General features: G+C 69.7%; 20 protein-coding genes and 1 pseudogene. 14 read left to right on the forward strand and 7 right to left on the reverse strand.

What is annotated here, in order from left to right; genetic code table 11:
- Positions 1-453: 453 nt before the first annotated feature.
- On the reverse strand, positions 454-1,047 hold the full coding sequence (locus O5O46_RS02280) for a DUF1707 SHOCT-like domain-containing protein (protein ID WP_443072381.1): 594 nt from the start codon (positions 1,045-1,047) through the stop codon (positions 454-456).
- A gap of 262 nt (positions 1,048-1,309) precedes the next feature.
- On the opposite strand from O5O46_RS02280, the gene O5O46_RS02285 reads away from it, so the two are divergent.
- The 6 genes from O5O46_RS02285 to O5O46_RS02310 all read left to right on the forward strand — a co-directional run bounded on the left by O5O46_RS02285 (position 1,310) and on the right by O5O46_RS02310 (position 9,985).
- A complete protein-coding gene (locus O5O46_RS02285; RefSeq protein ID WP_269853475.1) occupies positions 1,310-3,010 on the forward strand; it encodes a fumarate hydratase in 1,701 nt (566 codons plus the stop codon).
- Between the two features lie 75 nt (positions 3,011-3,085).
- Positions 3,086-4,480, forward strand: coding sequence for a class II fumarate hydratase (locus O5O46_RS02290; RefSeq protein WP_269853476.1), 1,395 nt, complete (start codon positions 3,086-3,088; stop codon positions 4,478-4,480).
- Positions 4,481-4,515: 35 nt separating this feature from the next.
- Entirely contained in the window at positions 4,516-5,226 is a 711-nt protein-coding gene (fomD, locus tag O5O46_RS02295; RefSeq protein WP_269853477.1) for a cytidylyl-2-hydroxypropylphosphonate hydrolase, read from the forward strand.
- Between the two features lie 205 nt (positions 5,227-5,431).
- Positions 5,432-6,115, forward strand: coding sequence for a class I SAM-dependent DNA methyltransferase (locus tag O5O46_RS02300; protein WP_269853895.1), 684 nt, complete (start codon positions 5,432-5,434; stop codon positions 6,113-6,115).
- A gap of 45 nt (positions 6,116-6,160) precedes the next feature.
- On the forward strand, positions 6,161-8,365 hold the full coding sequence (locus O5O46_RS02305) for a SpoIIE family protein phosphatase (RefSeq protein ID WP_443072352.1): 2,205 nt from the start codon (positions 6,161-6,163) through the stop codon (positions 8,363-8,365).
- Positions 8,366-8,536: 171 nt separating this feature from the next.
- Complete coding sequence (locus O5O46_RS02310) at positions 8,537-9,985, forward strand: catalase (RefSeq protein ID WP_269853478.1); 1,449 nt, start codon at positions 8,537-8,539, stop codon at positions 9,983-9,985.
- Between the two features lie 165 nt (positions 9,986-10,150).
- Here the strand turns inward: O5O46_RS02310 and O5O46_RS02315 are convergent, their stop codons facing one another.
- A complete protein-coding gene (locus O5O46_RS02315; protein ID WP_443072353.1) occupies positions 10,151-12,394 on the reverse strand; it encodes a transglycosylase domain-containing protein in 2,244 nt (747 codons plus the stop codon).
- A gap of 276 nt (positions 12,395-12,670) precedes the next feature.
- Between O5O46_RS02315 and O5O46_RS02320 the strand changes: the two genes are divergently transcribed.
- The 5 genes from O5O46_RS02320 (at position 12,671) to O5O46_RS02340 (ending at position 17,529) form a co-directional block, all read left to right on the forward strand.
- A complete protein-coding gene (locus O5O46_RS02320; protein ID WP_269853479.1) occupies positions 12,671-13,627 on the forward strand; it encodes an SPFH domain-containing protein in 957 nt (318 codons plus the stop codon).
- Positions 13,624-13,872: a hypothetical protein gene (locus tag O5O46_RS02325; RefSeq protein ID WP_269853480.1), complete on the forward strand. Its 249-nt coding sequence runs from the start codon at positions 13,624-13,626 to the stop codon at positions 13,870-13,872. Before O5O46_RS02320 ends, O5O46_RS02325 begins: the two co-directional genes overlap by 4 nt.
- 89 nt (positions 13,873-13,961) lie before the next feature.
- Complete coding sequence (locus O5O46_RS02330) at positions 13,962-14,486, forward strand: PadR family transcriptional regulator (protein ID WP_269853481.1); 525 nt, start codon at positions 13,962-13,964, stop codon at positions 14,484-14,486.
- The gene (locus tag O5O46_RS02335; protein ID WP_269853482.1) at positions 14,483-15,163 is read left to right on the forward strand and encodes an ABC transporter ATP-binding protein; all 681 of its coding nucleotides are present in this window, start codon (positions 14,483-14,485) and stop codon (positions 15,161-15,163) included. Before O5O46_RS02330 ends, O5O46_RS02335 begins: the two co-directional genes overlap by 4 nt.
- Positions 15,160-17,529: an FtsX-like permease family protein gene (locus O5O46_RS02340; RefSeq protein WP_269853483.1), complete on the forward strand. Its 2,370-nt coding sequence runs from the start codon at positions 15,160-15,162 to the stop codon at positions 17,527-17,529. The genes O5O46_RS02335 and O5O46_RS02340 overlap by 4 nt, the downstream gene beginning before the upstream one ends.
- A gap of 2 nt (positions 17,530-17,531) precedes the next feature.
- Here the strand turns inward: O5O46_RS02340 and O5O46_RS02345 are convergent, their stop codons facing one another.
- Entirely contained in the window at positions 17,532-18,491 is a 960-nt protein-coding gene (locus O5O46_RS02345) for a hydrogen peroxide-inducible genes activator (RefSeq protein ID WP_269853484.1), read from the reverse strand.
- A gap of 126 nt (positions 18,492-18,617) precedes the next feature.
- Between O5O46_RS02345 and O5O46_RS02350 the strand changes: the two are divergent.
- The 3 genes and pseudogenes from O5O46_RS02350 to O5O46_RS02360 all read left to right on the forward strand — a co-directional run.
- Positions 18,618-18,740, forward strand: a pseudogene (locus O5O46_RS02350) (peroxiredoxin); the annotation flags it as partial.
- Positions 18,741-18,788: 48 nt separating this feature from the next.
- Entirely contained in the window at positions 18,789-19,958 is a 1,170-nt protein-coding gene (locus O5O46_RS02355; protein ID WP_269853485.1) for a recombinase family protein, read from the forward strand.
- Positions 19,959-19,965: 7 nt separating this feature from the next.
- The gene (locus tag O5O46_RS02360; RefSeq protein WP_269853486.1) at positions 19,966-20,412 is read left to right on the forward strand and encodes a hypothetical protein; all 447 of its coding nucleotides are present in this window, start codon (positions 19,966-19,968) and stop codon (positions 20,410-20,412) included.
- 544 nt (positions 20,413-20,956) lie between these two features.
- On the opposite strand, the gene O5O46_RS02365 is transcribed toward O5O46_RS02360, so the two are convergent.
- From O5O46_RS02365 to O5O46_RS02380, 4 genes are all read right to left on the reverse strand, one after another.
- The gene (locus O5O46_RS02365) at positions 20,957-22,462 is read right to left on the reverse strand and encodes a replication initiator (protein WP_333482329.1); all 1,506 of its coding nucleotides are present in this window, start codon (positions 22,460-22,462) and stop codon (positions 20,957-20,959) included.
- Between the two features lie 191 nt (positions 22,463-22,653).
- Entirely contained in the window at positions 22,654-22,857 is a 204-nt protein-coding gene (locus O5O46_RS02370; protein WP_269853487.1) for a hypothetical protein, read from the reverse strand.
- On the reverse strand, positions 22,854-24,167 hold the full coding sequence (locus O5O46_RS02375; protein ID WP_269853488.1) for an FtsK/SpoIIIE domain-containing protein: 1,314 nt from the start codon (positions 24,165-24,167) through the stop codon (positions 22,854-22,856). The genes O5O46_RS02370 and O5O46_RS02375 overlap by 4 nt, the downstream gene beginning before the upstream one ends.
- Positions 24,167-24,529 (reverse strand): SCO3933 family regulatory protein, encoded by a 363-nt coding sequence (locus O5O46_RS02380; RefSeq protein ID WP_269853489.1) that lies wholly within the window; start codon positions 24,527-24,529, stop codon positions 24,167-24,169. The genes O5O46_RS02375 and O5O46_RS02380 overlap by 1 nt, the downstream gene beginning before the upstream one ends.
- Between the last annotated feature and the right edge of the window lie 57 nt (positions 24,530-24,586).

Raw genomic sequence — 24,586 nt, forward strand, 5'->3', positions numbered from 1 at the left:
CCGTCGCTGCGTACGACTGTCCCTACCGCATAGCTCCCCGCCCAGCCGTACGAGTGACGATGCACCAACCCTTACCCGCTGTGCGCTGGTTCATGCGGAGCGTACCCACCGGGGCTCCGCCCCGGTGGGGGTGGTGGTGCGAACGGGGCACTGCGGGGCCGGGCCCGGCGCCCCCTGCCGTCTACGCCCATATACCCCGGGGCTGCGCCCCTCACCCCGCTCCGACCAACGGGAGCACGGCGCCGCTCGCGCGCCGTGAAGCTCCGGCCCGCGCCGGGCCTCAACTCCCCTGGGAACACTGCCAGTTCGGCACCACCTGTGGGACTCACCCGTGAGGCGGCGGCAAGTTGGCGCCGCGCGGCGGCGTGCGACCCAGGACGAGGTGACAGGCGGGAACGGGGCGCCGTGGGCCGAGGCTCGCCGAGCCGGCGCCGGGGCGCACCCCGGTAGGGCTCAGCCCTCCAGGCTGCCGCGCCCCCAGGCCTTCAGGCGCTTGCCGCGCCTCGGCTTGGCCTCGACGCCGCCGAAGAGGGCCAGGCCCGTGATGATCACTACGGGGGCGTCGGGGTCGGGGGCCTCGTGGGTCTTGACGTCGAAGCCGCCGAAGACGCCCGCGCCGTTGCCGCGCAGCGTCACGTTCTCCGGGACCTTGATCTCGACGCCGCCGAAGATCGCCACCGCGTTGATGGTGATCTCCCGCTGCTCGAACACCGCCTCCGTGAGGTCGATCTCCACCCCGCCGAAGCAGGCGAACGCGTTCGTCCGGCCACCCACCCGCCAGCGGCCCTTGCGGGTGGAGCCGCCGAAGACGGCGATCAGGTTCTCGGATGCGGTGGACGGCGACTCCTCCACCGGCGCGGGCCGCGGCGCTGCCGTGGCCCCCCGTACCGGAAGGTCCCGTACGAGCGGCTCCAACTCGCCGATCGTCTTGGCCGCGTACGCGGCGTCGATGCGTTCGGAGTGCTCCTCGTGCGTCAGGCGCCCCTCGGCGAGCGCATCGCGCAGGATCTCGGCGATGCGGTCCCGGTCCACGTCCGACGCGCGCATCTCCGGCTCCGCGTACGGCTTCTGCTCTCGCTTCTGGAGCGACGACTCGTCCACGGCATCCACGATAGCCAAACGCGATAGATCGTGACTACTGGGCTTCGCCTCACGATGTCGCTCCAGCCGCGGCACCGGGGCCAGCCGCCCCGGGGAGTACACGGCCGAACGCGGACCCGGACCGGTGAGCCTTACCTCACAGACCGCGGCGCCCGGCCACGTCTTACGCTTGTTCCGCTTCGTCGATGTCGCCGAGTGAGGACCCCAGATGCCTGCCGCCTCCCGCCCGTCCAACCCCGAGTTCGCCTATACGGACCTCCTCCCGCTCGGCGAGGACACCACGCCGTACCGCCTGGTGACCTCGGAGGGCGTGAGCACCTTCGAGGCCGACGGCCGGACCTTCCTCAAGGTGGAGCCGGAGGCCCTGCGGCGGCTGGCCGCCGAGGCGATGCACGACATCTCGCACTACCTGCGCCCGGCCCACCTCGCCCAGCTGCGACGCATCCTGGACGACCCCGAGGCGAGCCCCAACGACCGCTTCGTCGCGCTCGACCTGCTGAAGAACGCCAACATCGCCGCCGCGGGCGTGCTGCCGATGTGCCAGGACACCGGCACCGCGATCGTCATGGGCAAGCGCGGCCAGAACGTGCTCACAGAGGGCGGTGACGAGGAGGCCCTCTCCCGCGGTGTGTACGACGCGTACACCAAGCTGAACCTGCGCTACTCGCAGATGGCGCCGCTGACCATGTGGGAGGAGAAGAACACCGGCTCCAACCTCCCCGCCCAGATCGAGCTGTACGCCACCGACGGCGGCGCGTACAAGTTCCTCTTCATGGCGAAGGGCGGCGGCTCGGCCAACAAGTCGTTCCTCTACCAGGAGACGAAGGCTGTCCTCAACGAGGCCAGCATGATGAAGTTCCTTGAGGAGAAGATCCGTTCGCTGGGCACGGCGGCCTGCCCGCCGTACCACCTGGCGATCGTGGTCGGCGGTACGTCGGCCGAGTACGCGCTGAAGACCGCCAAGTACGCCTCCGCGCACTACCTGGACGAGCTGCCCGCCGAAGGCTCCCCCACCGGACACGGCTTCCGGGACAAGGAGTTGGAGCAGAAGGTCTTCGAACTCACCCAGAAGATCGGCATCGGTGCCCAGTTCGGCGGCAAGTACTTCTGCCACGACGTACGCGTCGTACGCCTCCCCCGGCACGGCGCGTCCTGCCCGGTGGCGATCGCCGTGTCCTGCTCCGCCGACCGCCAGGCGCTGGCGAAGATCACCGCGGAGGGCGTCTTCCTGGAGCAGCTGGAGACCGACCCCGCGCGGTTCCTGCCGGAGACCACCGACGAGCACCTGGACACCGCGTCCAACAGCGGCTCCGCCGCGGGCGCGGTGCGGATCGACCTCAACCGTCCGATGGACGAGATCCGCGCCGAGCTCACCAAGCATCCGGTGAAGACCCGGCTTTCGCTCTCCGGCCCGCTGGTCGTCGCCCGTGACATCGCGCACGCGAAGATCAAGGAGCGGCTGGACGCGGGTGAGGAGATGCCGCAGTACCTGCGCGACCACGCGGTGTACTACGCCGGTCCCGCCAAGACCCCGGAGGGCTACGCCTCCGGCTCCTTCGGCCCGACGACGGCCGGGCGGATGGACGCCTACGTCGAGCAGTTCCAGGCCGCGGGCGGCTCCTTCGTGATGCTGGCCAAGGGCAACCGTTCCAAGCAGGTCACCGACGCCTGCGCCGCGCACGGCGGCTTCTACCTGGGCTCGATCGGCGGCCCCGCGGCCCGGCTCGCGCAGGACTGCATCAAGAAGGTGGAGGTCCTGGAGTACGAGGAGCTGGGCATGGAGGCGGTCTGGAAGATCGAGGTCGAGGACTTCCCGGCGTTCATCGTGGTGGACGACAAGGGCAACGACTTCTTCCAGGACCCGGCTCCCTCCCCGACCTTCACCAGCATTCCGGTCCGTTCCTCCTGATGGGCTGACCGGAAAATCCTGACGGATGACCGAAAAGCAGTGCCCGGGAACAGATCACCGTTCCCGGGCACTGTCATGGGTATGAGCGACAAGTACCGGATCGAGCACGACTCGATGGGCGAGGTAAAGGTTCCGGCCGACGCCAAGTGGCGGGCGCAGACCCAGCGCGCGGTGGAGAACTTCCCGGTGAGCGGTCAGCGGCTGGAGCGCGCCCACATCGCGGCGCTGGCCAGGATCAAGGCGGCGGCGGCGCGGGTCAACGCCGAGCTGGGGGTGGTCGACAAGGACGTGGCCGAGGCGATCGCCGAGGCGGCGCGGGAGATCGCGGACGGCCGCTGGGACGAGCACTTCCCGATCGACGTGTTCCAGACCGGTTCCGGCACCTCGTCCAACATGAACACCAACGAGGTCATCGCCACCCTCGCCAGCGAGCGCCTGGGCCGCCCGGTGCACCCGAACGACGAGGTCAACGCGAGCCAGTCGTCCAACGACGTCTTCCCGTCCTCCCTCCACATCGCCGCCACCTCGGCGGTGGTGAACGACCTGCTGCCGGCGCTGGACCACTTGGCCGCCGCGCTGGAGCGCAAGGCGGACGAGTTCGCGCGGGTAGTCAAGTCGGGCCGGACGCATCTGATGGACGCCACTCCGGTGACCCTCGGTCAGGAGTTCGGCGGTTACGCGGCGCAGGTGCGGTACGGCATCGAGCGGCTCAACGCCTCGCTGCCGCGGCTGGCCGAACTGCCGCTGGGCGGAACGGCGGTGGGCACCGGCATCAACACCCCGCCCGGCTTCGCGGCGGCGGTCATCGCCGAGGTCGCGCGGGAGACCGGGCTGCCGCTGACCGAGGCCCGCAACCACTTCGAGGCGCAGGGCGCGCGGGACGCGGTGGTGGAGACCTCGGGGCAACTGCGCACCATCGCTGTGGGGCTGACGAAGATCGCCAACGATCTGCGCTGGATGGGTTCCGGCCCGCGGGCCGGGCTGGCCGAGATCGCGCTGCCCGATCTGCAGCCGGGCTCCTCGATCATGCCGGGGAAGGTCAATCCGGTGATTCCGGAGGCGGTGGCGATGGTCGCCGCGCAGGTGGTCGGCAACGACGCCACCATCGGCTGGGCGGGCGCGTCCGGCAACTTCGAGCTGAACGTGATGCTGCCGGTGATCGCGGCGAACGTCCTGTCCTCGATCCGGCTGCTGGCGAACGTCTCCCGACTGCTGGCGGACCGCACGGTCGACGGCATCACCGCCAACGTGGAGCGCTGCCGGGAGTACGCCGAGTCGTCCCCGTCGGTGGTCACCCCGCTCAACCGCTACATCGGCTACGAGGAGGCCGCGAAGGTCGCCAAGCGGGCGCTGGCGGAGCGCAAGCGGATCAGGGACGTGGTACTGGAGATGGGCTATGTGGACCGCGGGCTGCTCACCGAGCAGCAGTTGGACGAGGCGCTGGACGTGCTGCGGATGACACGCCCGTAACCCGTACGCAAGGCGCCGGTCCGTAGGATCCGTGCATGACAGCCGACTCGACCGCCCTCAACGGAGGCCCTCCGGGCCGCGGGCATGATGACGCGACCGGTGCCGGGCGCTGGGCGCCCGGCACACAGGTGCTCTGGCGCTACCGGGGCAACGGCGCGCGATACCGCGCGCAGGTACACATCGCGCGCCCGGTGACCGTGGTGCGCGATGACGCCGAGGTGCTGGCGGTGTGGATGGCGCCGGGCACACCGTGTGTGAGGCCGGTGCTGGCCGACGGTACGTCGGTGCACCGCGAGCCGCTTTCCACCCGTTATCTCAAACCGCGCGCCACCCGGGTGGAGAGCTGGCACGGCACCGGGGTGCTGAAGCTGGCCCGCCCGGGCGAGCCGTGGTCGGTGTGGCTGTTCTGGGAGCCGGGCTGGCGGTTCAAGAACTGGTACGTCAACCTGGAGGAGCCGCGGCGCCGTTGGTCGCACGGGGTGGACTCCGAGGACCACTTCCTGGACATCTCGGTCGGTCCGGACCGCGGTTGGAGCTGGCGCGACGAGGACGAGTTCGCCCAGGCGCAGGTCGACGGGCTGGTCGACGCCGAACTCGCCGCCCGGGTGCGGGACGCGGGGGCGCGGGCGGTCCGGGTGATCGAGGAGTGGGGCTCGCCGTTCCGCGACGGCTGGGAGCAGTGGCGGCCGGATCCGACCTGGCCGGTACCGCCGCTTCCGGACGACTGGGACCGTCCCGTCGGCTGAGACCCTCGTCTCAGTGGCGCCCGGCAACCCCTGTGGGCACAACGCGGAAATCCCGTTGCTCCGCCGTGGAAATCCGAAAGACTCTTGATGCCCCCCTCCCCACCAACCGTAGGATCGTCCTCCGCAACATCGCGAAAAAAGCAAGCGCACACCAGTGCTTGACGCTGAGTCAGGGGAGTCCGTGGGAACCGGCGGATACGAGGGCATGGGCATCCCCCATGCCGTGAGCCAGGGGCGGGACCGCACCGGGCAGGCCGAGGCGTTCGACGCCATCGGCGACCGGTACGACGAGGCATTCCCGCACAAGGATGGGCAGTTGCGGTCCGGCGCCTGGCTCGCCGCGGAACTGCCCCCCGGTTCACGGGTGCTGGACATCGGATGCGGTACCGGACTGCCCACCGCGCGGCAACTCGCCGACGCGGGGCATGACGTGGTCGGCATCGACCTGTCGGGCGTGATGATCGACCTGGCCCGCAAGCACGTACCGGAGGCGGATTTCCACCAGTTGGACATAGCCGAGCTGCGGCCCGGCGGCTCCGGCGCGCGGACCGTGGGCGTCCCGGGGCACTACGAGGGGGTCGCGGCGTTCTTCTCGCTGCTGATGCTGCCGCGCGCGGAGATCCCGTTCACGCTCCGGCTGATCCGTGAACTGCTGGTGCCCGGCGGGTTGCTGGCACTGTCCATGGTGGAAGCGGATGTGGATGATTTCGCTATTCCGTTCCTTGGAAACACGATCCGGGTATCCGGATACCTGCGGGACGAATTGCGACGCGTCGTACGGGAAGCGGGCTTCGAGCTCACCGAGGAGTCCTCGTACTCGTACGCACCGGCGAGCACCGATGTGCCCCCGGAGGAGCAAGTCTTCCTGCACTGCCGCCGACTGGCCTGACCGTCTGACGGCGGCGCACGGACGGATACGGATGGAACCCCTAGCGTGACCGAGCACCGCGCCGCCTGGCGGGCGGCCGAGGAGACGAACGCGCCGAGCGGCGCTGCCGCGCGCCCGCACGAGCCGGGCACGCCGGGAGCCGGGCAGCCGGTACCGGCGACGGCCGCGGCCGGGCCCGGCGAACACCCCGAACACGTACGGCACGGTGCCCACCGTGAGCACGAAACGAGAGGCCAGACCACGGAAACTCCCGGCGCACTACCGCTCAACAGCCCGCGCGGCGAAAGCCGTCCGCGCGGCGGTGACGGCGGGCGCGGCGACGTCCCGCCACCCATGGGCGACGCCCCCGGCGGGCGTCCCCGCCCCCTTCCGGGCACCCCGGTGGACACCCCGGGCGCGCCCGGTGCCACCGTGCCCGGCATCCCGAGTGCCCGCCCGGCGGCCGACACCCCGGTACCGCGTCCGTCGGAGCCCGCGGCCCGACCCCGGCCGGACGGCGGAACCCGGCCGGAGAGCGAGTCGGCGGAGAGCCTGCGGCTGCGGTACGTCGGGGCGGCGACCCGGCGGATCGCGCGCGGCATCGACCTGGACGAGATCGTGCTGGGTCTGTGCCGGTCGGTGGTGCCGACGTTCACCGACGCCATCCTGGTCTATCTGCGCGATCCGCTGCCGGTCGGCGACGAGCGGCCGGTGGAGCCGCTGGTGCTGCGGCTGCGCCGGACCGACCGCATCCCGGAGGAGCCCACCGAGACCCCGATCCCCGAGATGCCGGGGGCGGGCGCCCGGCTGCCGCTGGTTCCGGCGCCCGAGGTGAGCGGTGCGGCGGAGACCACCCGGGTGCGGATGGACGGGCCGCTGGCCGAGGTGCTGCGCGGGGTGCGGCCGCTGTTCGCCGAGTCCCCGCAGGCCGCGGCGGCGCTGGCGGAGCTGGTCAACACCGACGTGCCGAGCGGGCGGCGGGCGATCCTGGCCCCGCTGCGCGGTCGGCGCCGGGTGATCGGCGCCGCGGTGCTGCTGCGCCGCCCTGACCGGCCGCCGTTCGAGAGCGACGACCTGCTGGTGGCCGCCCAACTGGCCACCCACACCGCGCTCGGCGTCGACAAGGCGGCGCTGTACGGGCGGGAGGCGGACATCGCCGACCAGTTGCAGCGCGCGATGCTGCCCGACTCGCTCCCCCAGCCCACCGGCGTCCAGCTCTCCAGCCGCTACCTGCCGGCCGCCGAGACCGCGCGGGTGGGCGGCGACTGGTACGACGCGCTGCCGCTGCCGGGCAGCCGAGTGGCGCTGATCGTCGGTGACGTGATGGGCCACTCGATGCAGTCGGCCGCGATCATGGGCCAGCTGCGCACCACCGTACAGACCCTGGCGGGGTTGGACCTGCCGCCGCAGGAGGTGCTGTACCACCTGGACGAGCAGGCCCAGCGGCTCGGCCACGACCGCATGGCCACCTGCGTGTACGCGGTGTACGACCCGATAGCGCACCGGCTGGTGGTGGCGAACGCCGGGCATCCGCCCCCGGTGATGCTGCACGGTGACGGCCGCACCGAGGTGCTGCGGGTGCCGGAGGGCGCGCCGATCGGGGTCGGCGGGGTGCCGTTCGAGGCGGTGGAACTGCCCGCACCGGCTGGTGCCACGCTGCTGCTGTACACCGACGGACTGGTGGAGTCGCGTACCCGCGACGTGTGGTCCGGGATCGAGCGGCTGCGGGAGCGGCTGGCCGCGGTGGGCTCGATCGTCTGCCCGCCACCGCTTGAGCCGCTGTGCGACGAGGTGCTGGACATCCTCGGCCCCGGCGACCGGGACGACGACATCGCGCTGCTGGCCGCGCGGTTCGACGGGATCGCGCCGAGCGACGTCGCGTACTGGTTCCTGGAGCCGCACCCGCAGACCGCCCGCCGGGCGCGGCGGCTGGTGCGCCGGGCACTTCAGCGGTGGGGGCTGGAGGAGTTGGCCGACGCGGTGGAGCTGCTGGTCAGCGAGGTGGTCACCAACGCGGTGCGGTACGCGGGACGGCCCATCACGCTACGGCTGCTGCGCACCGACGTACTGCGCTGCGAGGTGGGCGACGACGCGCCGCAACTGCCCCGGATGCGGCACGCGGCGCCGCAGGAGGAGACCGGGCGCGGACTGTTCCTGGTGCACCGGATGACCCAGCGGTGGGGGGCGACCCGGCTGAGCGCGGGGAAGGTGGTCTGGTTCGAGCTGCCGTTGCCGCCGTCGTCACCGCATCCGTTACCCATCGGTCCCTGACCCTCGCTCCGCGTGGCAGCAGACGCCGGGAAAATGGTGGACAGAACACCCATAAGGCCCATATCAGGTTTAGGCTTGGACCGAGTCCAAGCTGTTGCCGATATGTCGTCGCGGCGGTTGACTGCTGCGGTGGACATAGCGGCCTGAACCCCATCATTGGGAGGACGCCCGATGAGCACCCCCTACACCACCAACAACGCGGGCATCGCGGTGGAGAGCGACGAGCATTCGCTCACCGTGAGCCCGGACGGGCCGATCCTGCTCCAGGACCACTACCTCATCGAGAAGATGGCCCAGTTCAACCGGGAGCGCGTCCCGGAGCGTGTCGTACACGCCAAGGGGGCGGGCGCATACGGGGTCTTCGAAGTCACCAATGACGTCAGCCAGTTCACCAAGGCCAGCTTGTTCCAGCCCGGCAGGCGCACCGAGATGCTGGCCCGCTTCTCCACCGTCGCAGGCGAGCAGGGCAGCCCGGACACCTGGCGTGACCCGCGCGGCTTCGCCCTGAAGTTCTACACGGACGTGGGCAACTACGACCTGGTCGGCAACAACACGCCGATCTTCTTCGTGCGGGACACCATCAAGTTCCAGGACTTCATCCGCTCCCAGAAGCGCCGCCCGGACAACGGCCTGCGCGACAACGACATGCAGTGGGACTTCTGGACCCTCTCCCCCGAGTCCGCCCACATGGTCACCTGGCTGATGGGCGACCGCGGCGTCCCCAAGACGTACCGCCACATGAACGGGTACGGCTCGCACACGTACATGTGGATCAACGGCGCCGGGACCAGGCACTGGGTCAAGTACCACTTCAAGACCGACCAGGGCATCGACTTCCTCACCCAGGCGGAGGCCGACGAGCTGGCGGGCTGCGACCCCGATGTGCACCGCCGCGACCTGTGGCAGGCCATCGACTCCGGCAACGCGCCGTCGTGGACGCTGTACGTGCAGGTCATGCCGTTCGAGGACGCGGCCGACTACCGCTTCAACCCGTTCGACCTGACCAAGGTGTGGCCGCACGGCGACTACCCGCTGATCGAGGTCGGCCGGATGACGCTCAACCGGAACCCCGAGGACTACTTCATCCACATCGAGCAGGCGGCGTTCGAACCGGCCAACATGATCCCGGGCGTCGGACCCTCCCCCGACAAGATGCTGCTGGGCCGGCTGTTCTCGTACCCCGACACCCACCGCTACCGGATCGGCCCCAACTACGCGCAGCTGCCGCCGAACCGGCCGCACGTTCCGGTCAACTCGTACGCCAAGGACGGCCCGATGCGGTACGAGCCGAGCAACACGGCCCGCCCCTACGCGCCCAACTCCTACGGCGGCCCCGCCGCCTCGCCCGAGGCGCACCAGGACATCGCGGGCTGGCGGACGGCGGGCGAGATGGTGCGCGAGGCGTACACCCTGCACCGCGAGGACGACGACTTCGGCCAGCCGGGCACCATGGTCCGCCAGGTGCTGGACGACGACGCCCGCACCCGTTTGGTCTCCAACGTCTCCGGCCACCTGAAGCAGGGGGTCACCAAGCCGGTCCTGGACCGCGCGCTGCAGTACTGGCGCAACATCGACAAGAAGCTGGGCGACCGCATCGCGGCGGAGGTCAACGGCCTCTGACCCCAAAGACCGCAGCCCCGCGCACGTGACTGCCCTCCGTGCCCGGGGCTGCATGTCGCTCTTCCAGCGGATTTCGCCGATCGGGTTCGCACCGCCGGGCTCCGCCACTGTGGCTGCCCACCGTCGCGGCGGAGCCCGGCGGTGCCGGGTCCGGCTTGGCCGGACCTAACCGCCCTGCGGCAACCGCCCTGGCGCGTCAAGGTTGTTGGGCCCGCCACCCTGCGTCGAGCCGTCGGCGCTGTCCGGCGGAGTGGACGTGCCGCCACCGGTCACCGGCGGCGACGGGATGTGCGACCGGCTCGGGCCCGGGTTCACCGGCGGCACGCTGTGCGACGGCGAGGTCGACGGCGACGTGGACGGCGAGGTCGACGGCTTGGTGGACGGCGGGGCCGACGGCGAGGCCGAGGCGGACGGCGCCGTCGACGGAGCGTCCGACTGCACCGCCGCACCCTGGTCCGTCTGCAGGTCGAACTGCTGCGGCGACTCGTTGCTGAGCGCGGCCCGGGTGTACGAACCCCAGATCTGCGCCGGGAAGCCACCACCGTTGACCCGCTCGACGCCACCCACGCCGTACAGCGGCACCTGGCTGTGGTTCTTCGCGTCCTCGCCGAACAGCCCGACCGAGGTCACCAGGTCCGGGGTGTACCCGGTGAACCAGGCCGACTTGTTGCTGTCGGAGGTACCGGTCTTGCCCGCCACCTGGCTGTCCTGCTGCGCGGCCGAACCGGTACCGGAGTTGACCACACCGGTCAGCACGGAGGTCACCGCGTCGGCCGTGGAGCGGCTGATCACCTGCCCGCCGATCGGGTTCTTCAGATCGGGCTTCTGGCCGCCGCGCTCCACCGACTTCACGATGGTCGGGGTGACCAGCTTCCCGTGGTTGTCCAGCGTCGCGTAGATCCCGGCCATCTCCAGCGGGCTGCCGCCCATCGTGCCGAGCGCGATCGCCGGTCCGTCGTGCAGGCCCGCGGTCTTCGCGGGCATGCCCAGCTTGACCGCGGTGTCGGCCACCTTGTCCAGGCCCACGTCCACCGCCATCTGCGCGAAGACCGAGTTGACGGAGTCGTCCATGGCCTTCTGCACGGTGATGTCGCCGTAGTTGACGTGGTCCTCGTTGGACGGGCCGAACGGCTGGGCGGAGCCCTGCACCACCCGGCCACTGGTGCCGTCGTAGAGCGTGTTGGCGGTGATCTGCCGCCCGTCCTGGGTCTGGGCGTTGTTCTCCAGCGCCGAGGCGAACTCGATCGGCTTGAAGGTGGAGGCGACCTGGTAGTCCTGGCGGGTCGCGTTGTCCAGGAAGTGCTTCGGCGGCCCGTCGCCGCCGTAGAGCGCCACGACGTAGCCGGTCTTGGGGTCGACCGAGGCGGCGCCCGCCTGGACGTTGGCGTCGACCTTGCGTGCGTTGGGGTCGAGCTGGCTGGTCAGCTGCGTCTTGACCGCGTTCTGCAGAGCCCGCTGCTTGGTGGGGTCGATGGTGAGCGTGATGGTCCAGCCGCCGGCCGCCAGGTCCTGGTCGGAGATGATGTTGTTGCTGGTCAGCTCGTGGTTGGCCTCGTCGATGAAGTAGGCCGTCTGACCGCTCTGACCGGGGGTGCCCTTGGGCTGGATCGGCTGCGGGAACTTCGCCTGGGCGCGGGTGCCCGCGTCCAGCCAGTGCATGCCCACCATGTTGTTGAGGACGTAGTTCCACCGGCCGAGGGCCAGTTGCTTGCCCTCGGGAGTGGCGGTCGCCACGTCGTACTGGCTGGGCGCCTGGACCAGGGCGGCGAGGTAGGCGCCCTGCGGCACGGTGAGCTTGCTGACGTCGACGCCGTAGTACGCCTGGGCGGCGGCCTGGATGCCGTAGGCACCGCGGCCGAAGTAGACGGTGTTGAGGTAGCCCTCGAGGATCTTGTCCTTGCTCATCTCCTGGTCGACCTTCAGGGAGATGAACAGCTCCTTGAACTTCCGGCTGATCGTCTGCTGCTGCGTGAGGTAGTAGTTCTTGACGTACTGCTGGGTGATGGTCGAGCCGCCCTGGGTGCCCTTGCCGGCCACGGTGTTGTAGATGCCTCGGGCCATGCCGCGCACGTCGACGCCGCCGTCGGAGTAGAACGTCTTGTTCTCGGCCGCGACGAACGCGTGCTGGACGCCGACGGGTATCTGGCTGATGTCGACGTTCTCCCGGTTGACCGTGCCGGACCGGGCTATGACCTTGCCGTCGGCGGTCTTGTAGACGTTCGCCTGGAGGGTGGCCGAGGCGTTGGCGGCTGGCAGCTGGACCGTCTCGTACAGGTAGACGAAGGCCGCCATGCCGAGCAGCAGCACGCCGAGGGTGCTGCCGAGCACCCACCGCAGCCAGCGGCGACGTGGCTTGCCGTTGGCCTTGACTCTGCCCTTGGCCGGCTTGGCCTTGCTTCTACTGCCCACGTTCCGGTCTCCTCACCCCGCCCAGTGGTCACTGCGCGCACTGGCGACTCCCCAGTACATGCGCGCGACCGACGAAGCTAGCACCGGTAGCTGTCCTTATTTGGCCAAAGTCGCACAATTTCGGTACGTGAGAAGGCACACGCTGGTAGCCGGGAACCAAATCGGCAAGTTTCAACAACCCCGTAATGTGATATCACTTTGCTAGGCGTGTGACAGCGTGCCACAGCCCCGGCCACCCGCCGCGCAGCGAGGGCCGATCACTGAAACGGGGGAGCCATGACCCAAGTACAGGACCCGCACCAGGCCGCCGAGGCCGGCATTCCCGAGATGCCCCGGCCGCGGATCACCGAGCGGCGCGCGGCCGGCATGCCGGGCCTGCCCTTCCTGGTGGTGGCGCTGGTGGCACTGGGCATCGGCATCCGCCTGATGGTGATGGGCGGCGACATGGCCGGCGGCGGCCACAAGGGCACCGCCTCCACCGCGCTGATCGCGGGCGGGGCGGTGCTGATCGCCGCCGTGCTGCTGACGCTGCGCGGCCTGACCCAGGTCGCCCCCGGCGAAGCGCGTGTCTGCCAGCTGTTCGGCCGGTACCAGGGCACGATCCGGCAGGACGGACTGCGCTGGGTGAACCCGTTCACCTCGCGCCGCACGATCTCCACCCGGCTGCGCAACAACGAGACCGAGGTACTGAAGGTCAACGACGCCTACGGCAACCCGATCGAGATCGCGTGTGTGGTGGTCTGGCAGGTCGAGGACACCGCCCAGGCGGTCTTCGAGGTGGACAACTTCGTCGACTTCGTCTCCATCCAGACCGACACCGCGGTCCGCCACATCGCCACCAAGTACCCGTACGACGCCCACGGCGACGGCGAGTTGAGCCTGCGGGAGAACGCAGAGACGATCACCGAGCAGCTCTCCGCCGAGATCTCGGCCCGGGTGGACTCCGCGGGCGTCAAGATCATCGAGTCCCGGGTCACCCACCTCGCGTACGCGCCCGAGATCGCCTCCGCGATGCTCCAGCGCCAGCAGGCCGGCGCCATCGTCGCCGCCCGGCAGAAGATCGTGGAAGGCGCGGTGGGCATGGTCGAGTCCGCGCTGACCCGGATCGCCGAGCAGGACCTGGTGGATCTGGACGAGGAGCGCAAGGCCGCGATGGTGAGCAATCTGCTGGTGGTGCTGTGCGGTGACCGCGCGGCCCAGCCGGTACTGAACACGGGCACCCTCTACCAGTGACGGAGCACGCCGAGGACGCGGACGAGCCGCGACGGCCGAACGGACGCACCGAGCGCAAGAAGGTGCTGCTACGGCTCGACCCCGCCGTCCATGACGCGATCGCCCGCTGGGCGGCGGACGACCTGCGCAGCGCCAACGCCCAGATCGAGTACCTGCTGCGCAGGGCGTTGTCGGAGGCCGGCCGGCTACCGGGCTCGGCGAAGCCGATTCCACGCCGCGGCAGACCACCGAGGTCACAGGACTGATTCGCGAAGCGGGCCTGGGGATGGACCCCAGGCCCGCTATACGGTCCACGTATACACACGGTGTATACGCATGAGGTAGACTCCTCGCCATGTCAATCGGCCACACCTTTCTGGGGCTCCTGGAGTCCGGCCCCCGGCACGGCTACGACCTCAAGCGGACCTTCGACGAACGGTTCGGACACGACCGCCCCCTGGCCTACGGGCAGGTGTACTCCACGCTGGCCCGGCTGCTGAAGAACGGGCTGGTGGAGGTGAACGGCATAGAGCCGGGCGGCGGCCCCGAGCGCAAGCGGTACGCGATCACGGCGGCCGGGATCACCGATGTCGAACAGTGGCTCGCCCACCCGGAGAAGCCCGAGCCGTACCTGCAGAGCACCCTCTACAACAAGGTGGTGCTCGCCCTGCTCACCGGCCGCAGCGCCGCCGATCTGCTGGACACCCAGCGCTCCGAGCACCTGCGGCTGATGCGCGAGCTGACCCGCCGCAAGAGCGGCGGCGACCTCGCCGACCAACTCGTGTGCGACCACGCGCTGTTCCATCTCGAAGCGGACCTGCGGTGGCTGGAACTGACCGCCGCCCGACTGGACCAGCTGGCCAAGGAGGTCAGGAAATGACCGAACTGCTGCTTGTGGCGACGGGCCTGCGCAAGTCGTACGGCCAGACCGCCGCCCTGGACAACGCCGACTTCTCCATACGCCCCGGCGAGGTGGTCGCCGTGATGGGCCCCTCGGGCTCCGGCAAGTCCACGCTGCTGCACTGCCTGGCCGGAATCGTGCGCCCCGACGGCGGCCAGGTGCGGTACCGGCACCGGGAGTTGTCAGAGATGTCGGACGCCGAGCGCAGCGCACTGCGCCGGGACGAGTTCGGCTTCGTCTTCCAGTTCGGCCAACTGGTACCGGAGTTGACCTGTGTGGAGAACGTGGCGCTGCCGCTGCGGCTCAACGGCGTCAAGCGCAGGGAGGCGGAGCGCCGGGCCACCGAGTGGCTGGACCGCCTTGAGGTCACCGATGTCTCCGCCAAGCGCCCCGGCGAGGTCTCCGGCGGCCAGGGCCAGCGGGTCGCGGTCGCCCGCGCCCTGGTCACCGGCCCCCGGGTGGTGTTCGCCGACGAGCCGACCGGCGCCCTGGACTCGCTCAACGGCGAACGTGTGATGGAACTGCTGACGGCCGCCGCCCGCGACACCAGAGCCGCCGTCGTCCTGGTGACCCATGAGGCACGGGTCGCCGCGTACTCCGACCGCGAGGTCGTGGTGCGCGACGGCAGGGCCCGCGACCTGGAGCACGCCGCGTGACCGCCGCCCCCCACACCTCCGACACCTCCCGCACCTCCCGTACGTCCCTGCGCACCTGGGCACGCGATCTGGCGCTCGGCGCCCGGTTCGCCGCGGGGAGCGGCACCGAGGGCTGGACCCGCACCCTGCTCACCGCGGTCGGGGTGGCGCTCGGCGTCATGCTGCTGCTGGTCGCCGCCGCGGTACCGGCGATGCTCAACAACCGCACCGACCGCTCCTACGCCAAGGAGGCCGCGTACCCCGCCGGTGGGACCAGGCCGGCCGCCAACACGCTGCTGGTCAAGGACGCCAACACCACGTTCCGCCAGGACCGGATCAGCGGCAGCCTGCTCCAGCCGGAGGGCCCGAACGCCCCCGTCCCACCCGGCGTGCCCAGGCTGCCCGGCCCGAACGAGATGGTGGTCTCCCCCGGGCTCGCCAAGCTGCTGAACGCCCCGGACAGCGATCTGCTCCGGCAGCGACTGCCCTACCGGGTCGTCGGCACCATCGGCGACCAGGGCCTGACCGGTCCCGATGACCTCTCGTACTACGCGGGCACCAGGTCGCTGTCCGGCGACACGGACGGCAGCTTCCGGATCGACCACTTCGGGCTGAAGCGGGAGTCCAGCCCGCTCAACCCGATCCTGCTGCTGCTGGTCGTCATGATCTTCGTGGTGCTGCTGATGCCGGTGATGGTGTTCATCGGCACCGCCGTACGCTTCGGCGGCGAGCGACGGGACCGCAGGCTGGCCGCGTTGCGCCTGGTGGGCGCGGACGTGCCGATGGCCCGGCGGATCGCGGCCGGGGAGGCGCTGTTCGGTTCGCTGATCGGGCTGGTCGCGGGCGGCGGACTGTTCCTCGTGGTACGGCAGTTCGTCGGCTCGTTCAGCATGATGGGCGTCGGCGTCTTCCCCTCGGACGTGACGCCGAGCGCCGCGCTCGTGGCGCTGATCGCCCTGGCGGTGCCCGCGGCGGCGGTCGCCGTGACGCTGTTCGCGCTGCGCGGGGTGACCATCGAGCCGCTGGGCGTGGTACGCGCCGCGACGCCGCGCGCGCGGCGGCTGTGGTGGCGCCTGGTGCTGCCGGTGCTGGGCCTCGCCCTGCTGTTCCCGCTGATCGGCAGGGTCGGCATGCGCGGCTCGGTCAACCAGTACCAGATCGCCGCGGGTACGGTGCTGCTGCTGGTGGGTCTGGCGTCGACGCTGCCGTGGCTGGTGGAGGCGGTGGTGCGGCGCTTCCGGGGCGGCCCGCTGCCCTGGCAACTGGCCACCCGCAGGCTTCAGTTGAGCAGCGGCACGGCCGCCCGTATGGTCAGCGGGATCACCGTCGCGGTGGCCGGGGCGATCGCGCTGCAGACGCTGTTCGCCGGGGCCGAGCACTACTTCACCTCCAGCACAGGCCAGGACCCGGACCGGGCGCAGATCATCGCCAGGGTGCACGTGCGCGACGGTACGCGGGCCCAGCAGGTCATCACGGCGTTCCGTACCACGCGGGGGGTGCGCTCGGCGCTCGGCACCACGGAGGCGATGGCCGCGGGCGACAGTTCCAACGACCGCAGGGTCACGGTCACGGTCGCCGACTGCACCACGCTGCGGGAGATCGCCCAGATCGGCGACTGCGCGCCGGACAGCGTGTTCGTCGTCAAGGAACCGGACAGTGACCCGTCCGCCCAGTACGCCATGCCCGGCAAGCGGCTTGACCTCAACGTCCCCGACCTCGGCGCGCCTCGCCCCGGCGGGCCACGGCCGTGGACCATTCCGGCCGACGCCCGGATCGTGCAGCCGCGCCAGGACGCCGCGGGCATGCAGCACTACGGCGTACTGGCCACCCCCGGCGCCCTGAGCGTCAGCGAACTGGCCTCCCCGCTGGCCAGCGTCGCCATGACGCTGGACCCGAACGACCCGGAAGCGGCGGACCGGGTGCGCAACACCGGCACCCGCCTGGATCCCTCGGACCCGACGATGATGCTGACCTCCACCTCGCAGGACCGGACCTTCTCCAGCATCCGGCGCGGTCTGCTGGCCGGGGCCACCGCGACGCTGCTGGTGATCGGGGCGAGCATGCTGGTGTCCACGCTGGAGCAACTGCGCGAGCGCAAGCGGCTGTTGGCGGTGCTGGTGGCGTTCGGCACCCGGCGCGGCACACTGGCCCTGTCGGTGCTGTGGCAGGCCGCGGTGCCGGTGGTCATCGGCCTGGGGCTCGCCCTGGTGGGCGGGCTGGGGCTGGGCACGGTGCTGCTGAAGATGGTGAAGGCACCGGTGCGCTTCGACTGGGCGGGCGTCGCCGGCATGACCGGCGCGGGCGCGGCGGTCGTCCTGCTGGTGACGGCGCTGAGCCTGCCTCCGCTGTGGCGCATGATGCGCCCGGAGGGGCTGCGCACGGAGTGACGTTACGGCTGGGCCTCCCCAACGATCCGCACCGGGAGCCCACGCAGGGCGCCGCGCAGCGCCGAGGCGAACTCCTCGAACTCCTCGGCGCGCGCTGCGCCACCGCGCATGACGAGCGCGATGCGCCGCGAGGGCGCGGGCTCCTGGAAGTACCCGGTGGCGAGGTGCCCGCTGCGCCCGGTCTCCACCCGTACCGCGGTGCGCGGCAGCAGCGTCAGGCCCAGCCCGCCCGCCACCAGCTGCACCAGGGTGGACAGACCGGCCGCGCTGGTGGTCATCGGGGCGCCCTCCGACCGCCCCGCCTCACGGCAGATGTCCAGTGCCTGGTCCCGTAGGCAGTGCCCCTCCTCCAGCAGCAGCAGGTCGAGGTCGCGCAGCACCTCACGGGGGATGTCACCGCGCCCGGCGAGCCGGTGCCCCTCCGGCATGACCAGTACGAAGTCCTCGTCGAACAACGGCAGTTCGGTGAGCGACGGCACGCCGAGCGGCACCGCGAGCAGCAGCAGGTCGAGCCGCCCCGCGGTCAGCCCCTCGACCAGCGAGGCGGTCTGCTCCTCATGGACCTGGAGGTCCAGGTTCGGATAGCGGTCATGCACCAGCCGCAGCACCGTCGGCAGCAGATACGGCGCCACGGTCGGGATCACGCCGAGTCGCAGCGCACCGGTGAACGGCGCCCGGACCGCCTCGGCCTCCTCCATCAGTGAGCCCACCGCGTCCAGCACCGCGTGCGCCCGCACCGCCAGCCGCTCCCCGGCCGCAGTGAGCAGCACCCTTCGGGTGGTACGTTCCACCAGCTGCACACCGAGCACTTCCTCCAGCGCGGCGACCGCCCCGGACAGCGCGGGCTGGCTGGTCCCGATGGCGGCGGCGGCATCACGGAAGTGCAGGTGGTCGGCGACGGCGGCGAACGCCCGTAGCTGGGCGAGGGTCGGCTGGCGCTGGCTATTGATAAGAATCTCCAATCAAGATCACGACTCGCGGCTATTTCACTGATCAATGCACTCTATGGCACTGTGGATCACGTCCAACCCTCCGGAAGTCCCCCATAGCACCTGTAAGGGATTTTCCAGCCCCTCGAAGGAGAGCGCGTGCTCACTGTCGGTGAAAAGTTCCCCGAGTACGACCTGACCGCCTGCGTCGACCTGGACGCTGACAAGGCGTTCGCCCAGATCAACCACAAGAGCTACGAGGGCAAGTGGCGTGTGGTCTTCTTCTGACAGAACACCATCCAGGCACTTTTTTTGGGTTAAGCTGTTGTCATGAGCGCGACTAGCTTGATGAGCTGCATTGATGTCGCTGCCCGAGCGTTAGCCTTGGAGCAGGGACGCACACCCGTCGGAATCTATGTCCGCCTGTCCGAGGACAAGGCGCTGCGCGCTGGCAACGAGGACCGCGAAGAGGGCGAGCAGGTAGCCGAACAGCGCCGCAGGCTCCACGAGGCAGCACCCCGCTTCGGATGCGTCATCGTCCGCGAGTACAACGACAACAACACTCCCGCCTCAGACCCATTCATCATCCGTCGCGACTTCGAGCAGATGCTCAAGGACCTTGAGAGCGGCGAGATTCGCGGCTTCCTCTTCACACACTCAGACCGCGTGGCCCGGCTGGAGTACGACGCCGCACGCGTGAACCGCATCTTCGCGATGTTCCCCAGCTACGTCGGCCGCGCCCTCGACGGCGGTACCGATCTGAGCACCCAGGAAGGCCGCACGATGTTCATGGTGCAGGCCACCATGGGCGCCTACGAAGTCGCCAACACCAAGCGACGCGTCAGCGGCACGAACAAGGCCCGCGCCATGAGGGGCAAGAAGCACGGTGGCCCGCGTCCGTTCGGGTGGAACGACGACCGGGAGACCCTGCACCCCAAGGAGTCCCAAGACCTCCTGAATGCGGTACGAGCCATTCCCGGCGGCAAGTTGGTCGGCGAGATCCGGAAGGAATGGATCGAAGCGGGCTACACCCCGAGGGCCAACAAGAAGTCCCGGGAGAGCGGGAACAACTGGACGCTTCAGCACTCCACGGTCGAGGCTCGTCTGGTCAACCCAAGGAACTGCGGGTACATGGTGTACATCCCGCAGCAGCTACACCGGGAGTCGTCACGCCTATGGCTCCCGGACCACGTCCTCTACAAGGACGGTAAGCCGGTCATCGGAGACTGGGAGCCCGCTTGCACTCCGGAGGAGTGGGCCGCGTGCGTCAGCACTCTTGAGCTACGCAAGGAAGCGAACCGAGAAGGCAGCCCGGCACACGACACCTCACCTGCCTACTTCCTGACCGGAATCGCACGGTGCGGAGAGTGCTTCTTCCCGATGAGGGCAACCCTGTACACCAAGGGAACCGGTGCTTACGCCAAATACCGGTTCCGCTATCAGTGCAGGTCGTCACTCGGCGGATGCGGAGGCGTGTCGCGGGTAGGGCCCCCCCGTTGACGACCTCGTGGAGACCGCCTTCCTGGACGACCTACGGAAGCGGTTGAGGAAGACCGAGGCGGCCAAGGCTGAGGTGATCGACACGGCCAAAAACGACGCCCGGCTGAAGGAAATCGACTGGGAAAAGAAGCAAGTCAAGAACCGACGTGACGCGAAGCGCATTTCCGTCATCGCGGCGATGGACATGATCGAGGCCCTGGAAAAAGAGGAAGCACGACTCGTCAAAGAGACACGACAGTTGCAGGCCGCCAAGGCCAAGACCGCCACTGACACGGATGAGGAAATCCTGAGGAAGTGGGAGGACTACACCACAAGCGAGAAGCGCGCCAGGCTCAGGCGATCCATTCGCGCCGTGCTCATCCATCAGGTTGGACGCGGAAAGCGATTCGATCCGGCTTTCATTGAGACCCTCTGGACCGAGGGCGAAAGCAGCAGTGCCAACAGCTCGCTTTGACATTCCATTGGTCGCCGACTGGACGCGCCCAGCGTGCGCCGCTTCTCGTGGGGCCGCACGGTCGAGGTATGGCCGTTCTCGTGCTCCTAGAGCTTCAGGCGGGGGCCAGTGGGGTGAACGTCGAGGCCCTGGACCCCGCCGCGGTGAGTATGGTCCACGCCGCCGCCTCTGACCCCGATGTACCGGAGGACCCCTTGCCGAGGACGTTGTGCGGGAGGGAGACGGATCCCCTCGTGCACTCGCACTACCGGCCTGCGGGTCCTGGTGATCCTTGGTACCCGCCGGAGCTGGAGGCGGTGCGGTGCCGGGAGTGCGATTCGGTGCTACGAAGGCTGTAGCCGAACAGACGTTACGGAGTTCAGTCCCCCAGGGTCTCTCAGCTCAACGCCGATGAGGGACCCGCCTTATTGGACTTTCTTCAGCCCGAACAGCTTCAGCATCTCTGCGCACCATTCCTCGCTACGGTCTGGCGCCTTGGCCAGCTCGCGCCTTAACCATTCTTCCTTCGTCATGGGCGTGTGACGCTGTTTCGCCCGCTCGGACATCAGCGATCGCCCCCAGCCGGGAGCCCACGCGTCTGCTCTAGGGCAATCTCACGGTTACGGGCGAGGTCCTGAGCGATACCGGCCGCGATGAGGGCGGCGCCGGGGGTGTGGCCGGAGTCGATGTAGCGCCAACGGGACTCGGTGACCGTGTTCGGGTCGTCGGCCAGGTCGGGGCCGCGTTCGTGTTCGGTGCGTTCGGCGCGCAGGGCGGCGTACGTGGTCGAGTAGCAACGGGACTTGGTGAGGATGTGACCGCGATACCCGAGAGTGTGAGCCCAGGACCGCAACCGCAGCGGTGCGAGTTCCGACAAGCCGCCGAGGCGCCAGCAGGTGCGCATCAGAGTGCGGACGTGCCGTGACACCGGCGCATGGTCGATCTCCGCAAGATCGGCGATTCGGTGGTCCGTGCCGACCCCCGTTTCGTTGGCACCCTTGGTGATGTACTTCGCGACGTAGGCGGCAACGGCATCGTCAGCCAGGCCCTCCCCGGCTCCGAAGGCCCGTAGGGGCCGGATGTCGAGCTGGGCGCCCCAGGTGAGTTCGTGTTCACCAAGTGCCGGCCAGTACGGCGTGTGGAGGTTCACCGCCGCTGCGGCGGTGCGCACTGTTTGGGCGAGCAGGTCCGCGGTCGCCCAGGCCGGAGGCGGATCTTCAGGGCCACCGTTGCCGTCGAGGCGAACCACGGCGTGGACGTGGACAACGGCCCGACGTTGGTACTCGGCAACCTTGGCGTACGAGATGCGGACGGTGCGCCGTAGGTCGGTGCGGGCGTAACCGACCCGGGCAGCCAGGTGGTTGTACAGGTTGTCGGTGAAGGCTTTCCACAGCCGTCCGGCGTGTGCGTGCCACAGGATGTGTGCCGGGTAGTCGTAGCAGACGGGGCACAGCGGTTGGCCAACCTGTGGGTCTGTGTCCGCGTGGACCAGGCCGCAGCCGACCGCGCGATCGTGTACGCAGTGACCACCATCGCGTCGGGGCTGGCAGCGTTCCCCGTTGGTGGCGCGGTGGACGGCGCCGAAGGAAGGGGCGGTGAGGGTGAGGAACAGCCGGGGCCGCTCGCGGACCGTGGCCGGGACGGTCTTGCCGCCGATGAGTCCGGCGCGGACCAGGTGGTAGGTGTCTCCGGCGTGGAGGCGGGAGCAGGCCGGGCAGACGGTGGCGCGGCGGTTGCGGCAGCGGACCAGCAGACGCTCACCGGGTTCGGCGGTGGTGTCGTAGTGGTGGATGACTTCGCCGGTGGCCGCGTCGCGGGTGGTCGTGGAGCCGGTCAGGTGGATCGGGTGGGCGCAGCCGCCAGTGGCGCGGATCTGTTCCAGCCAGCGGTGGAACAGGGGGCCTTGGGCACGGGTGAGGATGTCGCGGTCGATGTCGGAGAGCTGACGCAGGCGCGCCGCGCGGTCGAGGGTGGCGCGCCTGTCAGCCGGGGCTATGAGTCCGCCGGAAGCGGTGATGGTGGGGACCTCCCAGGGTGGGCCGCCGAAGCGGTACGGATGGTTGGTGCGGATGGATCTGTGTCCACGGCGATCACTCCTTGTCGGGGGGTTGGTCGAGGGGTTAGCGGATGGTGCCTTGGCCCCGGCAGCAGCGGCAGCGCCGCCGGTGGCCGGTACGGGTGGTGCGGCTACGTTCGCCTTTGCAGATCGGGCAGATCACGCGGTGCATGGGCACAGTGGGGATGCCTCCCGAAGGGCGCGAGTTAGTGGTGGAGGAAGCCGCCGAACAGCCAGTTGACGATGCCGATCACGGCCCAGCCCATCGGGGTCAGTGCCACGTAGAAGCCGAACAGGCCGATGCACAGCGCTTCCCAGAACTTCACATCTTTGGAGCGGACCAGCAGCAGGGTGACGATTCCGAAGATCACCGCGATCGGCATGGTCGTGTTTAGGGACGAGGTGTTCATGCCGTGCCCTCCTCACCGTCGATCGCTTCCAGCGCACGCGGCAGGCCGGGGATGTTCGGCGTCATGTCCGCGTAGCGCATGGCTGCTTCCTTGGCGTCGGCCACGGTGGTCAGGTGCGACCGGCCGCGCACCCAGCCGCCATCGTCCGAGGCAGTGACCGCGACGCCGCGTTCGTCAGGGGTGATCGACTGGGCGACGACGGCGGCGTCCTTGTTGATGTCGCCGAGCGTCATCTCGGCCGTGCCAGGGTCGTTGACCCGATGGCAGACACGCCCGCCGAGTTGGGCGCGCAGCGCGGTGATCCCGGGGCCGAGGTCGGAGCCGACGCGTTGCCCGGCGATGACCAGGTGCAGGCCGAGCGCCGCACCGAGTTGGGCAAGACGCAGCAGGTAGGTGGAGCACTGCTCAGCCTCGGCCCGCTCCTCCTTGCTGCCGGAGGTCAGGAACAGCTCCGCGATCTCATCCACGATCACCACAACCGGGATAGGTCGCTCGTCCTCCGGCAGGTCCCAGATGGAGCGCACGCCCGCGATGCGGCAGGTCCGCATGCGGTCTTGCATATCGACCACCAGGACCGACAGCACCGCCAAGGCTTCGCGCCGATTGGTCGCAAGAGCGGACAGGCGTGGGGTGAAGACGCCCAGCTCCATGCCGCCCTTGCAGTCGATTCCGATCAACGCCACGGGCTGCGGGGCGAGTTCGGTGATCAACCGGGCCAGCAGCGTGGACTTACCCGATCGAGTCGCGCCGACGATCAGCCAGTGCGGCACGCGCCTGAAGTCCATCGCCCACGCCCGGCCGTTCTCCAACAGCCCGACCAGCGCCGTCAGCAACGATGCCGACGCCGAAGGCGGAGCCGTTCCGGAGTTGGCCAGTGGATCGGCAGCGGTGGCGACCAGGTGGACGACGCCGCGTTCCGGCGAGGTGACCCGCACCGCGAACATCCGCCACGCGTGCGCCAGCGCGTCAGCCGCTACTAAGAACGGCACGGGGGTCTGCCCCGGATGCAGCCGCACCACGACCGAAAGGCCGTTGGGCATCGGTCGCGGGAACGAGATGCGCGGCGCGATCGGCCGCAGCGCCTCACCCTTGACCGCCAGGCCACCGAGCACGGCCCGGGTCGGCTTGTGCGTCACGGACAGGTCGTTGAGTTGAGAGACCTTCCGCCATGACGCCAACACCCGCACCGCAGCGACCGGGTAGCCGGTCAGGTACCAGTACCAAGCCGGACGCCGCTCGTGAACGATCCGACCAAGCCGATAACGCCAGGCCAGCACGACCAGGACCAGCGCGAGAACGATGGGTCCCATCAGGCACCACCGCCCTTACCCGCGTGGGCAGTTGCCTGCGCCGGTGCGTCGGGGATGGGGGTGATGGCCGCCGCACGGAAGCTGATCCCGTGCCGATCCCCCATCGCCCAGGAGAACGCCTCCAGCCCGGTCACCTTCACCAGGGCGCCCTCTTCGACGCCGACCGGCTCACCGGTCACCGCCACTTCGATGATCGAGGCGCGGCGCCCGTCCTGCCGCACCGAAAGCCCCACTGTGTAGACGGTCTTGCCGTCCCGGTCCTTCTTGACCTCCTTCGTCTCCTGATTCGTAATCTTCGGTTCCGGCGCGACGACGCACCGCAGTGCACCGAGCCGGGATGTGTCCACAGGTATGGACTGCATGAGTTGTGGGCCTCCTTGGCCATCAGGGACGCAGCACATCCAAGTGACATGCTGTCG

The organism is Streptomyces sp. RPT161, assembly GCF_027533845.1.
GTDB classification, from domain to species: Bacteria; Actinomycetota; Actinomycetes; order Streptomycetales; family Streptomycetaceae; genus Streptantibioticus_A; species Streptantibioticus_A silvisoli_A.

Bases quoted from the DNA above. Each gene is read 5' to 3' on its own strand.
- O5O46_RS02310 (WP_269853478.1), top strand. From the start codon at position 8,537: ATGAGCACCCCCTACACCACCAACAACGCGGGCATCGCGGTGGAGAGC.
- O5O46_RS02320 (WP_269853479.1), top strand. From the start codon at position 12,671: ATGACCCAAGTACAGGACCCGCACCAGGCCGCCGAGGCCGGCATTCCC.
- O5O46_RS02355 (WP_269853485.1), top strand. From the start codon at position 18,789: ATGAGCGCGACTAGCTTGATGAGCTGCATTGATGTCGCTGCCCGAGCG.
- O5O46_RS02285 (WP_269853475.1), top strand. From the start codon at position 1,310: ATGCCTGCCGCCTCCCGCCCGTCCAACCCCGAGTTCGCCTATACGGAC.
- O5O46_RS02280 (WP_443072381.1), bottom strand. From the start codon at position 1,047: ATGCGCGCGTCGGACGTGGACCGGGACCGCATCGCCGAGATCCTGCGC.
- O5O46_RS02370 (WP_269853487.1), bottom strand. From the start codon at position 22,857: ATGAACACCTCGTCCCTAAACACGACCATGCCGATCGCGGTGATCTTC.
- fomD (WP_269853477.1), top strand. From the start codon at position 4,516: ATGACAGCCGACTCGACCGCCCTCAACGGAGGCCCTCCGGGCCGCGGG.
- O5O46_RS02335 (WP_269853482.1), top strand. From the start codon at position 14,483: ATGACCGAACTGCTGCTTGTGGCGACGGGCCTGCGCAAGTCGTACGGC.
- O5O46_RS02290 (WP_269853476.1), top strand. From the start codon at position 3,086: ATGGGTATGAGCGACAAGTACCGGATCGAGCACGACTCGATGGGCGAG.
- O5O46_RS02375 (WP_269853488.1), bottom strand. From the start codon at position 24,167: ATGGGACCCATCGTTCTCGCGCTGGTCCTGGTCGTGCTGGCCTGGCGT.
- O5O46_RS02300 (WP_269853895.1), top strand. From the start codon at position 5,432: ATGGGCATCCCCCATGCCGTGAGCCAGGGGCGGGACCGCACCGGGCAG.
- O5O46_RS02380 (WP_269853489.1), bottom strand. From the start codon at position 24,529: ATGCAGTCCATACCTGTGGACACATCCCGGCTCGGTGCACTGCGGTGC.
- O5O46_RS02330 (WP_269853481.1), top strand. From the start codon at position 13,962: ATGTCAATCGGCCACACCTTTCTGGGGCTCCTGGAGTCCGGCCCCCGG.